Raw genomic sequence first — 16,391 nt, 5'->3', positions numbered from 1 at the left:
GCATAAGCTGTGGATTTTTAAAAAAATATATTAATTTTCATATCGAAATTTAGTTTATTCTAATTTTTTATCTATTATTGTCCTAAGAAATCAGAAAAAGAATATACTTTTACTTAAATAAACCTAAAGGCACTGATCATGGAATATTACAATAAGGTGATTGAGTCGGTTGGAGTGAGGTACATTAAGGGGAATAATTACAAGATAGAAAGGCCCGTTACCATCACCGATTATTCAGACTCGGAAAACACAGCCATTCTCCTACATAGGGGATCTCTTAATTTTGGCGAGGACCAAGAGTCTGTAAATGAGGGAGAAATACTTTTTATTCCGGCAGGTCGGGCGACAAGGGTATCCTTTGGAACTGTCACCAAGAGAAATGAAACCAATAACGAAAATTTTCTTGAGAACAAGAAAAAATACCTTCAAACCATCAGTTTCAAAGACATAAAGAATGAGGAAGACGATTGCATCACCTCACTTTCTTTCGAGGCCAAGGTTTTTGATGTGGTGAACTTTTTCAATTCTCTGGGCATTCCTGCATTCGTGATCCGTTTCAATGACCGGATCGCATCTATCATCGAAGATGTGGTAAAGGAATCCGAACAGGCCACTCCTGGCAAAGAGCGGGTAATCAAGCTGTATACCGAGCTCCTGGTCGTAGAATTGGTCAGGCACATCCTGAAAAACAGGCTCTTTGTGGAGGAATTGTCTACTAATAGCACTTATTTCAAGGACCCCAGATTGATTGACATGTTCAATTATATTAAGAAAAATATCGGAGGAGACCTCTCAAACAAGGTGCTTGCGAAAGTAGCCAATGTATCTGAAGATTATGTAGGCCAGTATTTTAAAATGCTTACCGGCATCAATCCCCAGGATTACATTGAATACCAGAGAATGGAGGCCGCCGTAGAATTACTCAGAACGACAAAAAAGAGTATCCGTGACATCGGTAAGGAAGTTGGCTACAAAGACACGGCCTATTTCTGCCGCAGATTCAAAATGATGTATGGATTACCGGCGGGTAAAATGAGAAGAAGAGAATCTTTAATTAACGTTCAGTGAGGCATTGTACCACCTGGCGTACTGAAGGACCTCAGCAATCAGGCTGGGGTTTTTTTCTGCCCCATTGCCAATGACCAGCACATCCGCACCAGCCTCCCAGGCCCGTCGGGCACTACTCAGGGAACATATACCTCCACCTACGATCAAAGGTGCTTTTGTATGCGCATTCACTGCACGGATCATATCAGGAGATACGGGCACGCGGGCACCACTTCCCGCGTCCATATAAAATACGGACAAGCCCAGATACTTGCCGGCAAGTGCGGTAGCTGCGGCCAGATCCGGTTTGTCCTGGGGAAGCGGAATGGTTTGACTGATATATTCCACGCTGGTGGAACTCCCTCCGTTGACAAGCATGTATCCGGTCGGAATAATTTCCAGTTTGCTTTTCGACAAGTGCGGAGCGGCCAATACCTGCTGACCGATCAGCCATTCCGGATTTCTTCCGGAAATGAGGGAGAGAAACAAGATCGCGTCGGCCTCATCGGATACCTGCATCACGCTTCCCGGAAAGAGTACGAGGGGTACCCTACCCCCCACAATCTGATTCACGCTTGCCATACATTTGGCCAGTTGATCTGCACTTACCAGGCTGCCGCCGATGAAAATAAAATCTATTTCCAGTTCTGTGGCCCCTTGAACAAGCTCTGTAAATGAGGACTGCCGATCCATTTTTTCCGGGTCAATTAAAAGTGCCAGACTTTTTGAACCTTCCGATTTCCTTTCAAAAAGTAAGTCTCGCAGTCTAGTGCTCCGGTTCATCTTCCTTACTTGCTTTAGCGACCAATTGTTCCAGGAGTCTGGACTTTCCGTAATCTACTGCCATCCAAAAAAACCGGTTTCTGATATTGCGCAATATACTGTATTTCTGCTTTTTCTTGCCTTTCAGCCTTTTCCCAGGTTTTTTGCTTTTATTTCTACCTGAAATTATTCTGGTGGCACCCACGGCCAGAAGTCCACTTATTAATGCTATACCGCCAACTTTCAAATAAACCCCGGAGTCCTGCTTCAATAAGCCCAACTGTTGTCGCAGGGTTTGTTCCAATTCTTCAGATTGCCTTTTTAACGCCTCATCCATAATCAGTCCTTTTTACTCTTGAATAAAAATACATACCGGGAGAGTGAGTTTTTAAGCCCCGTTTGAATAAAATTAGCGTTTCTCACTAGGTAAAGGATAATAAATAACAAAAAATAAATTCCCGTTAACAACAAAAACCCTACAGAAGTACTTCCGTACAGTTCGCTAAAGTAAAAGGCCAGGGCGATGCTTCCAAAAAGCAGTATAAAAGAGGCGGACAATACCATCAGCAGAATAATGCCCACCCTTGCCGCAATACTGCTAATTTCATCAAGGATTTCGGATTTCAGAATTTTGAACCTTACTTCAATCAATTTTTTTATGGTGGTAAAAATCTCTGTCATGCTACATCAATATTATAATAGATAAAATCCTGTTCATTTGATCAAGTTACTATAATTTTTAGCAAAAACCTTGCTGAAGCTCAATTGCGGCACATATTCTTGGCGGACAACAGGCCTGAAGCCTGAAAAACCGGTTATTCCCAAAACTGTTTCAAGGCATCTCTTGTCAAATAATCCAGCGACCTGAACCGAGCCCTGGCTATCGGTTGTTTCTTTTAGTCGATTTAAGCACAAATGATTTGCCTAAAACATTACATTGCATCATGAAAATAAAAATCTGGAGCGACATTGATTGTCCCCTTTGTTACCTGGGCAAACGGAAATTTGAAAAAGCACTGCTGGGCTTGAAGGCCAGACAGGAGCTGGAAATCGACTAAGGGAGTTTTCGGCTAATGCCTGACATGCAAACTGATCCATCCTTGACCGTCGATGATTTTCTGGCAAGAACAAAGGGCATGCCTTTGGAGTAAGTCCGGAATATGAAGGTGCATCAGACGTTTAAACTCTTCGATTTTCTTTTAGTTTTACGAGTATGCAAAAAAAAGCCATAATCATCGGTTCGGGAATTGCAGGCCTGGCAGCAAGTATCCGGTTGGCTCACAAAGGATATCAGGTCGAAGTTTTTGAAGCCAATAGCTATCCCGGAGGGAAGCTTTCCGAAATCTCCATCAAGGGGTATCGTTTTGATTGCGGCCCTTCCTTATTCACCCTTCCGGAAGAGGTAGATGAGTTGTTTCATCTTTCGGACAAAACTCCCGAAGACTACTTCCGGTACCAGCAACTTGATGTCAATTGCCATTATTTCTGGGAGGACGGCACTACGGTCCAGGCCTATGCCGACAGGAATGATTTTTCTCAGGAAGTGCTGGAAAAACTGGGAGAAGAACCGTCACACATTAACGCTGCTCTGGACAGGTCTGCCTTTATCTACAAACATCTGGCCCCCTTGTTTATGCACCGGTCGCTCCATAAATGGAGCACCTGGATCAACAAAGATGCGATAAAGGCTTACCTGAAACTGGGCAAATTGGGTTTGTTTCATACCATGAACCAGGCCAATAAAAAACAGTTTAGTCAGGATAAGCTGGTGCAACTTTTCAACAGGTACGCTACCTATAATGGCTCTGACCCTTACCAGACACCGGCTACGCTGAACATTATTCCCCATCTGGAATTTAACAGAGGAGCATATTTCCCCAGTAAAGGCATGCATGCCATTACCCAAAGCCTGTATGCGCTGGCAACTGAGCTTGGGGTGAATTTTTCGTTCGGCACACCTGTAGAGAAAATTGTGGTTGAAAAACAGCATGCAAAAGGTGTGCTCGCCGCAGGCCGGTTTCATGCTTCCGATCTGGTCGTCAACAATATGGATATGGTCAATGCCTACAAGACCATACTTAAAGATCAGGCCCAACCGAAGAAATTATTGCAACAACCCAAATCGAGCTCGGCATTGATATTTTACTGGGGAATAAAAAAAGAGTTTCCGGAATTGGATCTGCACAACATCCTGTTTTCCGAAAATTACAAACAGGAATTCGACCACATTTTCAACAAGCAGATCATTTGCGAGGACCCCACGGTCTACATCAACATCACCTCCGTATATAAAAAAGACGATGCACCGGATGGATGTATGAATTGGTTTACCATGATCAATGTGCCCAATAATCAGGGGCAGGATTGGGACTTGTTGAAGGCCAAAGCAAGGATCTCCATTATCAACAAGATCAATCGCACACTGAAGACAGACATCGAGCCACTTATTGAAGCAGAGGAAATACTCGACCCCGTAAGTATAGAGACAAAAACGTCATCAGCTAATGGCGCGCTATACGGCAACAGTTCAAATAACCGGTATGCTGCGTTTTTACGTCATGCAAACTATTCCTCCAGTATAAAAGGACTTTATTTTTGCGGAGGCAGCGTCCACCCGGGAGGAGGTATACCTTTGTGTCTGCTCTCGGCGAAGATCATGAGCAACATGATCCCGAAAGCCTAAGGCTCTACCAGCACCTTATAAGATTCATACAATCCATACACCTCCCGCACGTAGCGCACGGTAACATGTCCTTTGGCATAGCCACTTTTCACCCAGGGATCCCGGTAGATCTCTGGCTGAGATTTTCGCTCCAGGTAAAAAGCGATATTTTTCCAACGGCGGGTATCTTTCCCGTATTTGTAGGCGAGCCTCCAGGCATCCTGCACATGGCCATGACCCACATTATAGGACGCCAGAATAAATTTAATACGCTCCGTATTGTCCGGTACCCTTTCCATCCAAAACCCGTCCAGATACCTTAGATAGCCCACCCCACCCCTCAAACTTTCATAGGGATTATTGGGATCATTTACGCCAAACCGCTGAAGGGTTACCGGCATCAACTGTAGCAAACCGACAGCGCCAGCGTAAGACACGGCAGCATTATTAAAACGGCTCTCCTTGTAGACCAGCGCTGCAAGCAGTCGCCAGTCCCAGCCGAGCTGATCCGCCCCTTCTTTGATGATCTCATCATACCTGGATATCCTACCGCCGGAAACTGAGGAAAAGGCAGAAGAAGTGCGGTAGTAACTGTTTTTCTTATTGAGAAAATATTTGTGATAGAGGATGGCTTTGTAGCCGGTCCGGTCTATCCGGGCGATCCATTCATTGATTAAGGCCAATAATTCCGGTGCATTTTTTCTTACTGCCCATGAAACGGGATTTTCCTCACTGACTGTCAAGTCTACATCCAGGATTTCATAATAGGTCGCGTTGACCAGGGCAACATCGTTATCTACTACGGTATAGTCGATTTCCTCCTGAACCACCTTATTGATTAAATTCTCGAGGCCAGTGTTTTCTTCCGCTACACTTAGCGACAGCTGCAATGAATCCTGAAGGGATCGCATGCGGTCTTTGTACACCGTCCCCTTCTTGATATACACCTGCTTACCGTTCAATTGGGCCAAACTATCTATATGACTGCCGTCATTCCTTTGGACCAGGACTGTTTTCATCAGGCCTACAGGTTGGGTAAATGCGGCATATTTTTTCCGCTCTTCATTCACTTCAAAATTAATGGCAACGATATCGGCTTTCCCTTTGTTCAACAACCGGAAGGCATCCTCCAGATCATGCCTCACGATCAGGCGCAGTCCCACTCCAAGATGGTTGGCGAGATTTCTCAAAAGCTCAAACTCGTAACCCATGGTCCTGCCCCTGTAGATATAATAGCTGGCAGAGGAATTGTCTACTATGGCCCTGAGAAATCCCCTGTTTTGTATGGCATTGTAATCCAGCTCCGCTGGAAATTCCCAAAAATCGGGTTTTGTTTCTTCTGATTCCGGTGACTTACAGGCACTCAAAAAAGTCAGTAATGATAGAATTGGAAGAAAAAAAAACCTTGTCTTTACCATACACGATTGCTCCATGAGGGGGCATTGGTTCAATCAATTATAGCCTATTATCCCCAATAAACCAAAAATGCCCGGTACTATCTACCGGGCATTGATCGAATTTCGATTACAGGAGAATAATATTTTAAATTTCTTCCGGAAAATAAATTTTACCGGCTATGCGCATCAGTTCTATTTCATTTTCCTTGATGGTATACAAGGACTCTATCAACCTGCTTTCCGCCTGCAATCGGTTTACCTGCGCATCCCGAAATTCGAGGTAGTTTGCAATCCCCAGGCGAAATCTGTCCAGTGCTATATCGGCATTCTCCACCGCCACTTCATAATTCTTGCGTTCTATTTCCAGCAAACGCTTGCTATTTTGATAGGTATTGAATGTTCGCTGCAAGTCAGCCTGCATCTGGTTTTCAAACTGCTCTATCAAATGCCGCTGATTATTGATCTGAATTTTTGCCCCCTGAATTTGCCGGTTGAGGGCCAGACCACTGAAAAGATTTAAGCTGATGGTTGCTCCCAGGTTAATCCCTTGCTGTTGGTTACTCAAAAGAAACCCTGCATCTGAATTCAGGGTATTGTCGTTGTAAGAACCATTCAGCGTGATCGTTGGCAAACGCTGAGCTCTCAATTCCCTGAGCTGCAGATAGGCCACATTTTCCATCCGCTGAGTGGCCAAAAACATCTTATTTTGACTGTAAGCACTTTCTGTGAGCTCCTCCATAGAAAGGTCTTCTTTGATGGTAATGGTATCTCTCACCGCAAAATTATCCTCCAGATCCATCGCCAATAATTCGTTTAGATTTACCCTGGAATTCTGTATCACCTGTTCCTGGGTGACGAGCGCAGTCAGGTCGGCATTGTAATCTACCTGCGCTGCCAGGAAATCCCTTTTGGAAGCCCTTCCAAATTCGTATTGGGCCTTTGCGATTTCCAGTCTTTCGTCGGAGAGCTCCAGAGTATTGTTCAGGACATCGTAGCGCTGTTGCTCCAGCACCAGCCTGTAGTATGCAGTGGCAATGGCCGCTACGGTATTTTCTATCACTACTTTGGCCTCCAGTTCACTTACTTCAGCCAGTTTACCCAACCTTTGCAGGGCAACCACCGCATCTGCGCTAAAACCATATATCGCCACCAGGCTATAATTATTTGTTCTGGTCTGGGCTCCCGGTATGATCCGTGGGTTTTCCGGATCACTGACAAAAGCCTGCTCCGTATCCTCTCTCCTGTAGCCCCTGGTATTGTTCAGGTCCACAGTAGGCATCAGTACACTGGTAGCAATCTTGCGGTCATTTTCTGTTAAAAGCACCTGGTTGGTGGCAATTTTTACATCAAAATTGTTTTCCAATCCGATCTCGACCGCCTTTTCAAAAGTCAGCAACTCCTCGTCCTGGGCCATCAGCCTCAGTGAAACAACGATCAATACGTTTAACAATAAAAATTTCTTCATATTCAGACTCGTGCTAATCTACCTTCTTTAGATGTCAGATAAGTATAAATGCCAGGGATTACAAAAAGGGTAAGCACTGTCGCCAAAAGCAGGCCTCCGATAACGGCTACACCCATGGGCACCCGGCCTTCTGATCCGGCTCCCAAAGCCAGGGCAATGGGGAGGATACCCAGAATAGTGGATAAACTGGTCATCAGTATTGGCCGGAAACGCGCCGCAGCAGCCCCTTCTATGGCTTCAGAAATACTCATACCGCTGGCCTTGCGTTGGTTTGCAAACTCTACGATCAAAATTCCATTTTTGGTAACCAGACCAATAAGCATGATGATACCAATCTGGCTGAATACATTCAGGGTAAAGTCAAACAACCAGAGGGAAAACAGGGCGCCAAATATGGCCAGCGGAACGGTAAACATGATCGTAAGCGGATCCATAAAACTTTCGAACTGAGCAGAAAGGACCAGATAGATCAATACCAAAGCAAAAATAAACGCAAATACCAAACTGCTGGAACTGTCGCGGTACTCTTTGGAGAGCCCCGCCACATCCGTAGAATAAGTTTCATCCAGGACCTCCGCGGCAATCTTATCCATTTCCTCCAGACCGGTTCCCACTGTTTCTCCCGGTGCCAACTGTGCCTGAACAGTGGCACTGACAAAACGATTGTACCGGTATAGCTGGGGTGGGGTGCTCCTTTCAGAGATGGTGACCAGGTTGTCCATTTGTACCAATTGTCCATCTTCGCCACGCACATACAGCATCCTGAGATTGATCGGTTCATTCCTGTCTTCCAGACGCATCTCACCTACCACCTGATACTGCTTTCCATTCATGATAAAATAATCAAACCGCTGACCCGAATAGCTGAGCTGTAGCGTTCTGGCTATTTCCTGAACCGAAACACCAATATTCCTGGCTTTTTCCCGGTCTATCTCCACTTCAATTTCAGGTTTGGTGAATTTCAGATTGACATCCGAAAAACTAAAAGCAGGGTTTTGGCCAACCTTTTCCATAAAAACGGGGATGATATCTTTCAGTTTGTCAAGAGTCTGGGCCTGAATCACATACTGAATAGGCAGGCCTGCCCGGCGATCACCAATGGAAGGTTCCTGAGCCCCAAATGCCCTGACAGCCGTTTTGGTTTTCAGGTACTCCGACACTTCATCGAAAATAACCTGCTGAGACCTTTCTCTTTCTGAGGCGTCCTTAAGAATAACCCTCACAAAACCGGAATTGGTACTGGCCGTACCAAAGCCGGGGGAAGTAACAGATATTAAACCCGCACGCTCTTCGTCAGGAACCAGTTCCATTAACTCCTCCGTCATTTCGTCAATGACCCTGTCCATATAGCCAAAGGTGGCTCCTTCCGGACCGGCAAGGTTGATCCTGATCTGACCCCGGTCTTCGATGGGAGCAAGCTCCGAGGGGATGTCGTTGAAAAGAAGATAAGTACCATAGGCCATAATAGCCAGCAATACGAATGAAAGCCATTTTACTTGCATGAACCGAGACAATGCCCCGGCGTAAAGCTCGTTCAGCCATACAAAGACTGGCTCGGATTTGGTGTACAGCCAGTTTTTCTTTTCCCTTTTTTTCAGCAATTTGGAGCTGAGCATGGGCGTCATGGTCAACGCTACAAAAGAAGAGATAATGACCGCACCAGCCACTACCACACCAAATTCCCTGAACAACCTGCCTGTAGTACCGGTAAGGAATATCACCGGCAGAAACACTGCAGCCAGGGCCACGGTGGTGGCGATTACCGCAAAGAAGATCTCTTCCGCGCCCTTCTCTGCCGCCTTATCAGGATCTTCACCTCCCTCTATTTTGGTGTAGATGTTTTCCAATACCACAATGGCGTCGTCAACCACCAAACCGATAGATAAAACGATTCCGAGCAGCGTCAGCACATTTATGGAAAATCCCGCAAAGTACATGATGAAGAAAACACCGATCAAACTGATCGGGATGGTCAGCACCGGAATAAAGGTGGTCCTCCAATCACGGAGAAATATAAATATGATCAGCACCACCAGAATAAAAGCCAGAAAAATCGTTTCCTGGACTTCGCTGATAGAACTCCTGATGTATTTGGTGGTATCAAAGCCAATGCCCAATTTGATATCCGGCGGCAGGTCCTTTTGAATAAAATCCAACCTGCGGTAAAACTCATCCATGATCTCGATACTGTTGGATCCGGGAAGGGGCACCAGTGCCACGCCGACCATGGGCACGCCGTCCCTTTTCAATACCGTTCTTTCATTCAAGGGAGCAAGTTCGGCCCTGCCAATATCCTGAAATCGGACTACATTATTGGACTCTTCTTTGATAATGAGTCGGTTAAACTCTTCCGGGGTACTCATCCTGCTTCTGGTTCTCACAGAAAGCTCTATAGACTGTCCTTCGATGCTTCCTGTAGGCAGCTCCACATTTTCACTTTGTACCTTGGTGAGCACATCCAGGGGGGTAATGCCATAGGAAGCCATTCTCAGCGGATCCATTCTCAGGCGAATCGCGTATTCCTTTTCTCCCCAGATCCTGATCTCACTTACCCCATCGATGGTCTGAAGCCGCTCCTTGAATACATTGGTGGCGATGTCGGAAAGCTCCAGCAAGCTGCGCTGTTCGCTTTGGACGTTGAGAAAAACTATCGGCTGGGTATCCGCATCCTGCTTGGTAACGATAGGTGGTTCGGCGTCTATCGGAAGATTACGTTGCGCCCGGGATACCCGGTCCCTGACATCATTGGCAGCTGCCTCCATGTCTGCACCGACTTCAAATTCTACCGTAATACTGCTTCCTCCATCGTTGGAAATCGAGGTCAGCGACTTGATCCCGGAGATACCATTAATACCTTCCTCCAGAGGTTCTGTAATCTGGGCCTCAATTACATCGGCATTGGCGCCCACATAGGTGGTTCGGACGTTTACTACCGGAGGATCTACACTGGGAAACTCCCTGATGCCCAGAAATGATATGCCAATGACCCCAAAGATCATGATGGTTAGCGACATAACGATGGACAATACGGGCCTTCGGATACTGATAGTGGATAAACTGGACATAAAAGATCAATTAATTTGATTGACATTTACAGGCATACCTTCCCGGGCTTGCAAAACACCGGTAGTTAACACAAGCTCTCCTGGAGCCAGACCATCTATGATTTGAACCCGGGTATCCGACCGTTGTCCTATGGTCACCTTTCTGGATTCGATTTTTCCCTCGTTGGCGATAAAAACCTTGTAACCCTCAAGTTCAGGGATCAGGGATTCGGAAGGAATCATAATCGCATTTTCGATTTCATTCAATACCAATCGCACCCTGACAAACATGCCCGGCAGAAATTTCTTTTGCTTGTTGGGACTCATTGCCCTTATCTTCAGGGTCCTGGTAGCCGCATCTACATTCGGCTCAATGGCGTAGACTTTCCCTTCGGCTTCTTCAATACTATTGGTCGCCCTGAAATATACGACCGAACCAGGTTTGATCTCATTGGCGTATCGCTCCGGTATGGAAAACTCTATCTTAATGGGATCGACGTTCACAATGTTTGCAATTACATCGGTGGTTCCTATCACACTGCCTTCGGAAACCTGTCTGAAACCCAGCTCGCCATCAAAAGGTGCACGAATCACCATTTTGTCCAGTTGTGCTTCTATCAACCTCAGGTCTGCCAGGTTTGTATTGTACTGGCTCAGTACGATATCATATTCCTCCTGACTGATCGCTTCCCTGGCCAATAGTTCCTTTTGCCGATTCTCCTGGCTCTCGTAAAGCTTCTTGGTATAGCTCAGTCTTTCCCTCTGCGCATCCAGTTCTTCATCATTGAGATAAAGCAAAGGCGTCCCTTTTGTTACAAACTGACCTTCTTCGAAATTGATCCTTTCCACCAGCCCTGCAACTTCCGGCCGTAAGGTTACAATTTCATTCGGGATCAATGAGCCTGTGATATTGAGGTTGTTTTGCAGCTTTTCCTGCCGGAGCTCTACTACATTGACAGGCAGACTGGTTTGGGCATTTCCATTTTGAGATGCAGCGGCCATCTCCTCATCCCCGCTCAGCAGATCTAATCTAGGGTAAAAAAATGCGATACCTACCACCAGAACGATGATAATAATCAAAATAATTTTGGTTTGCTTTTTCATTACAGGCGCTGGTCTAGCTTTAATATTAGCGGCTAAGATAATTTATTGTGAATAAGGCTATCTGGTTCTGTTGGAAAACCGAACTGTAAAATTTCTTACAAGTCTATTCCCGTATACAAAACAAACATAAAACTTTTGAAAACATTCCAATCAAATACCAAACTAATTGATATTTTTAATTTATGGAATTAATTAAACATAAGAGGCAATACAGGAATACCAATGGCTGTAAACCGGTGAAGTGCAAGGTAGAGACCCGCTGATTTGCCGGGAGCTTACCAGCAAGTCAGGCCACCCCGTTGGCAACGAGGTGGCCTGAATATCAGTTTACATGCGTATTAATTTTTTAAATGTAACTTATTCATCCCCCAAAACAGGTACCATCACCTTATCGATAACGTGCACAAAGCCCGTTTGGAAAATCTCATCGTTAACAGTAACCATGGTGGAAGCCGCATTGTTTTCAGCATAGGTCAGCATCACATTGTCTCCATCTGTGGAGACCCTTGGTCTGATTTCTCCCTGAAACTGAGGAGTCAGCGCCTGATTATTGGAAACATTCGCAGAATAAACCAAACCATTGACAATATGATATCGGACAATATCCCGCAAGGCCGGCTCACCCAGCATGTCGACCAGCTCACCCAGGGATCCTGCCCCCATTGCATCCAACAAATCCAAAAATGCCTGATTGTCAGGTACAAATAGGGTCCTGAAATCTGCGGACAATTCGGATTCCAGTCCCAGTAATGCGACTACTTCGCTGAATATGCTCAGTTCCGGATTTGAATTCAGGTAAGCAGCCATGGTATTTGACCTTGGAAGTAAAACCTCATCAATCAGGTGAACTGTTCCATTTCCCGTTTCAGACCGTAGAATATTTACGGTTTGATTGTTGAACCGGACCTGTCCTCCGGACCTGTTTACAAAGATGTCCTGATCGGCATTGGTCTGGATAAAATTGAAATTCGTTTGGCTCAGGTCGGCCTGTCTGATGTTAGGATCAGCGATATGGTAGGCCAGGACCCGATCCAACCCAGCAATGTCCTCCGCCGATTCAAAGCCGTTTGCCGACATAAAATCCTCGATGGCAGCATTGGTAGGCGCAAATACAGCCCTTTGATCCTGTGTCTGCCTGCTCACCAACAGGGGAAGTAATCCTTCGCTTTCGAGCAGTTCGTTAAAGACGCTCAATTCAGATTGGGCTGCAATCACATTGCTAAGCAGTTGGCTGTCTGTACGCCCGGCTACAGACTCCTGGTAATTCTCATCTACACATCCAGCCAGGGACGCAGCAGCCGAAATAAGTAATAATATATTTTTAAAATGGAGATTCATAATAGGTATGTTTTCTGTGGAGCACCGATTTATTTGAAGATATACCTTAAGCCTACCTGCGCATTCCAGGTTTGGCTTAAGTTAAACAGAGACTGAGAGATACGGGTAGGGTACACACCAGCTTGTCCCTGAATACTGTTCAGGGTAAATTGTGCATTTCCCTCGCTGTCCACTCCGTTAAAGTTCAGCAGATTGCTTTGGATTACCTGCCGGCCTACTCCCCATGAATCCTTCAAAAGATTACCTACGTTCAGGATATCCAGGGAAATCTGCAGCTTGTGTTCGTTGGTATCTTTGGTCAGGTGCAGATCCTGTATCAATCTGAAATCAAAGCGGTGAAGCCAGGGAAGTACTGCTCCATTCCTTTCGGTGACCTGCCCCCTGTTGGCACTTAAATAAGGATCCCTGGCAATGTACTGGTCCAAAATATCCCATTGCTCTTCTGCGGTCTGGGTGATCACGCCCCCCACGACCCTGTCAGCCAACTGAGCATCTTCAAAACCTTCCGGCACATACATCAGCCGCACACCACTGCCGTCTCCAAAGTTTCCGGAATAGGTATAACTATACCTGCCTTGCTCTCCTCCATCATAAAAGAGTGAGATTTGGGTATTATTGTATTCGTTAAGTCCTTTGGTATTGAAGGAGATCAATCCGACGATCCTGTTGGGCTGATCGAAGCGGTTGAATCCCTCCTCAGGATTGTTTCTGTCCCGCTGTACCTCTGTCGGCCACAGAGAGGCAGCCTGCGATCCGCCGATCAGTCCGAAATCCCTTTTTTGGCTTCTCGTATACGCCAGGCTGGTAAAGATTCCGGAACCCCAATCCTTTTGAAGGGATAGTGTCAAAGCGCTATAGGTGCCTACATCAATATTGGTAAGCAGAAATAATTCGTTGATGGGAGTGCCTTCAATGCCCTGAGCGTACCTGGGATAAGCATTACCTCCTATATTGACGGTCTCTCCCGTAGCTGTACTCGCAAGGTTGGCGGAAAAAGGCATGTTGTAATCCTTGGAATGCATGGCTTCCAGTGTAAAGATGAAACCATCTCCAAATTGATAGTCTGCAGCAACATTTGATCTCCAGGTTTGCGGCAATTTGAAATTTTCATCCGTAACGTTCACAGAACTGGAAATCTCCGGCTCCTGTTCTGCAGGGTTTGGCCGGTAGAAATTGATATCGGATTGGAATCCCTGCCATTCACCTTCCTCCCACTGATCGGGGGTCCTGCCAACAAAACCCCTGGTGATGCCATTGGCGTTGATTTGGTTGGACAGGTGAACGAATATAGGCCGGGCGGTAAACAAACCGGATCCGCCCCGTACCTGAAGTGATCCGTCACTCAGGGCATCCCAGTTAAAACCGAATCTAGGTGAGAAAACCGGATTTACCGGGGGAAACTGGCTTACATCAGGGCTGATCGTCTGACCCGGGTTTCTTGGATTTTCCACGGAAATATTTAAGGCATCTAACCGGGGGTTTGCCGGTGCATCTATGGGGTAGAACGGCATGTCTATCCGTAAACCTCCGGTAAGTTTCAGATCGTTGGTAGCCTGGTATTCATCCTGTACATACAATCCCACCTGGCCAAAGCTTACCTGATCGGTAGGAAGTGTAAACGGGTTGTCCTCATCGTAAGTGAATCCAATGGCAAATCCATCCGGAATGACATTTGGATTCTGATTGATCACACTTTCCACAAAACTATCGTAGGAGTTGTACCTGTACCAGGAATCCCAGGTGGGATTGAATGCATTGTCAAAAGTCATGTATTCAAAGTTGACACCGGCGGTAAAGGTATGCTTGCCCAGGAAATAATTGAAGTTATTGGTCAGGTTAAAGGTTTTGTTGTCCAGCAGGTTGCCTCGGGTAAACAATTCAGTACCCATGGAGAGATAGTACAGGGGCGTATTGCCGTCAAATTCCAGTACCTCGATCATGGGAAATGCCTGTCCTCCCGGAACACCCCTCTGGGTTACGGCACTGGTATAGCCTATATTCAGGGAATTGGCCATATTGTCTCCCAAAGTCGAATTCAATTCGGCCACTATAGATGACACATTGTCTTCGGAGGTGTAATGGGTATTTCTGAATGTCAGCGCTTCGATACCACCTCTGTCGGTATTTCTGTACCGCAAATTACCTGGAAGACCCCTTATGCTGTTGCCATTGACGGTTACATCCCTCAATTGCTGAAACCGGTTATACCTCAGGGTCAGCTTATTCCTGTCATTCACATTGTAATCCAGTCTCAGGTTCAGGCGGGTGGCGTCGTCAGCAAAAGGGATGTTTTCGTAGGCACCCGTCTGATAACCATACAAATCGTTCAGCTGCTGACTTACGAATTCTGCTCTGGAAGCAGGCACACGAGACACGGTTTGGTTGTCTGGAAGTAATCCCTGATCTGGCCTGGCAGCCAACCTGTTGTCACCCGGAAGATCATTTACTTCCATTTCAGCACTCACAAAGAAAAATAACTTGTCCTTGATGATGGGACCACCAAAGGCAATTCCGTGGATGTTCGTCTGCGAATCGGAAAAGGGAACCTCACTGCCTCCATTTACAGTGATGCCCTGCAGGCGGTCATTTCTGAAAAGCGTGTAGGCAGTACCCCTCCACACATTCGAGCCGGCTTTTGTGATGGCATTTACATTGGCGCCGGTGAAGCCGCTTTGCGTAACGTCATAAGGGGCTAAGTTTACCTGTACTTCTTCGATTGCATCCAGCGAGATGGGATTGCCTCCGGCAAACTGGCTGGATCCCAGACCGAAATTGTTGTTGTACAGGTTGCCATCGATTGTGTAGTTATTATACCGTTGATCTGCTCCTCCGAAGCTCGTGCCGTTGCTTTGAGGAGTCAGCCTGGTAAAGTCATTAATGCCCCTGCTGATCGTAGGCATGGAGTTGATCCGCTCATTGTTCAGAGAAGTGGCGGCTCCGGTTCTGTCGGAGTTCATGATTCCATCCCTTCTTCCGATTATCTCTACTGCTTCCAGCTCTACACCATCGGTAAAAGTGGCATCTATCGTGAATTTTTGACCCAATGACAGAACGATCCCGTCAAACACTTTGTCGTCAAAGCCTACGAAGGAGAAGGTAACCGTATATGGCCCTCCGACTCGCATGTTGGGCAGGTTATATCTGCCATCAATATTGGTGACCGCCCCGTATCGGGTACCGGATGGTTCGTGGATTGCAACCACGTTTGCGCCGGGTAGTGTTTCCCCGCTGTCGTCGGAAACAGTCCCCTGCATGCTTGCCGTTGTTACTCCCTGCGAATAGGCTAAACCCGAAATCAATAGAAAGTTTAACAACGCAAAAAGACTTTTTTGTAATAATTGCCTCATTTTTACTAGTTAATAGGTAGGAATATAGTTACGGTACAAGGTTATTTTGGCAGGTACAAAGATAAACTTATATCAAGACTATCTTTTTTGCAAATTGTTATGTTTTCGTTTTGCATTGTAAATGTAATTAACAATTCCGTAACTTCAGAAATAAGAAGTAAATTTTTAAAGCCGACAGAAAACAATCTCCGAGGGTCTATTTTTATTGAAATTATAAAAAATACA

The 16,391-nt window shown here is 46.0% G+C and carries 11 protein-coding genes; 2 read left to right on the top strand and 9 right to left on the bottom strand.

The window, feature by feature from the left end:
* The first annotated feature begins 138 nt into the window (after positions 1–138).
* The gene (locus tag BUB19_RS01610) at positions 139–1,068 is read left to right on the top strand and encodes a helix-turn-helix domain-containing protein (protein ID WP_073090706.1); all 930 of its coding nucleotides are present in this window, start codon (positions 139–141) and stop codon (positions 1,066–1,068) included.
* Here BUB19_RS01610 and BUB19_RS01605 read toward each other — a convergent pair.
* The 3 genes from BUB19_RS01605 to BUB19_RS01595 are packed head-to-tail and all read right to left on the bottom strand — an operon-like array spanning position 1,051 to position 2,490.
* Entirely contained in the window at positions 1,051–1,830 is a 780-nt protein-coding gene (locus BUB19_RS01605; protein WP_073090703.1) for a phosphoglycerol geranylgeranyltransferase, read from the bottom strand. The two genes, BUB19_RS01610 and BUB19_RS01605, sit on opposite strands and share 18 nt — an antisense overlap.
* Positions 1,814–2,146 (bottom strand): hypothetical protein, encoded by a 333-nt coding sequence (locus tag BUB19_RS01600; protein ID WP_073090700.1) that lies wholly within the window; start codon positions 2,144–2,146, stop codon positions 1,814–1,816. Before BUB19_RS01600 ends, BUB19_RS01605 begins: the two co-directional genes overlap by 17 nt.
* A gap of 2 nt (positions 2,147–2,148) precedes the next feature.
* Entirely contained in the window at positions 2,149–2,490 is a 342-nt protein-coding gene (locus tag BUB19_RS01595; RefSeq protein WP_073090697.1) for a phage holin family protein, read from the bottom strand.
* Positions 2,491–3,022: 532 nt separating this feature from the next.
* Between BUB19_RS01595 and crtD the strand changes: the two genes are divergently transcribed.
* A complete protein-coding gene (crtD, locus tag BUB19_RS01590) occupies positions 3,023–4,492 on the top strand; it encodes a 1-hydroxycarotenoid 3,4-desaturase CrtD (protein ID WP_073090694.1) in 1,470 nt (489 codons plus the stop codon).
* Here crtD and BUB19_RS01585 read toward each other — a convergent pair.
* The 6 genes from BUB19_RS01585 to BUB19_RS01560 all read right to left on the bottom strand — a co-directional run bounded on the left by BUB19_RS01585 (position 4,489) and on the right by BUB19_RS01560 (position 16,166).
* Positions 4,489–5,889: an MltF family protein gene (locus BUB19_RS01585; RefSeq protein ID WP_073090691.1), complete on the bottom strand. Its 1,401-nt coding sequence runs from the start codon at positions 5,887–5,889 to the stop codon at positions 4,489–4,491. The genes crtD and BUB19_RS01585 overlap by 4 nt on opposite strands.
* A 124-nt stretch (positions 5,890–6,013) precedes the next feature.
* Positions 6,014–7,333, bottom strand: a complete 1,320-nt coding sequence (locus BUB19_RS01580) for a TolC family protein (RefSeq protein ID WP_073090689.1) — start codon at positions 7,331–7,333, stop codon at positions 6,014–6,016.
* A gap of 2 nt (positions 7,334–7,335) precedes the next feature.
* Entirely contained in the window at positions 7,336–10,398 is a 3,063-nt protein-coding gene (locus tag BUB19_RS01575; protein WP_073090686.1) for an efflux RND transporter permease subunit, read from the bottom strand.
* A 6-nt stretch (positions 10,399–10,404) separates the two neighbouring features.
* Positions 10,405–11,481, bottom strand: coding sequence for an efflux RND transporter periplasmic adaptor subunit (locus BUB19_RS01570; protein ID WP_073090683.1), 1,077 nt, complete (start codon positions 11,479–11,481; stop codon positions 10,405–10,407).
* Positions 11,482–11,838: 357 nt separating this feature from the next.
* A complete protein-coding gene (locus BUB19_RS01565) occupies positions 11,839–12,819 on the bottom strand; it encodes a fasciclin domain-containing protein (protein ID WP_073090680.1) in 981 nt (326 codons plus the stop codon).
* A 29-nt stretch (positions 12,820–12,848) separates the two neighbouring features.
* On the bottom strand, positions 12,849–16,166 hold the full coding sequence (locus BUB19_RS01560; RefSeq protein WP_073090677.1) for a TonB-dependent receptor: 3,318 nt from the start codon (positions 16,164–16,166) through the stop codon (positions 12,849–12,851).
* Positions 16,167–16,391: the final 225 nt, after the last annotated feature.

Origin of the sequence: Cyclobacterium lianum (genome assembly GCF_900143075.1) — a bacterium.
GTDB classification, from domain to species: domain Bacteria; phylum Bacteroidota; class Bacteroidia; order Cytophagales; family Cyclobacteriaceae; genus Cyclobacterium; species Cyclobacterium lianum.
This window is presented reverse-complemented; position numbering and strand designations above follow the sequence as displayed.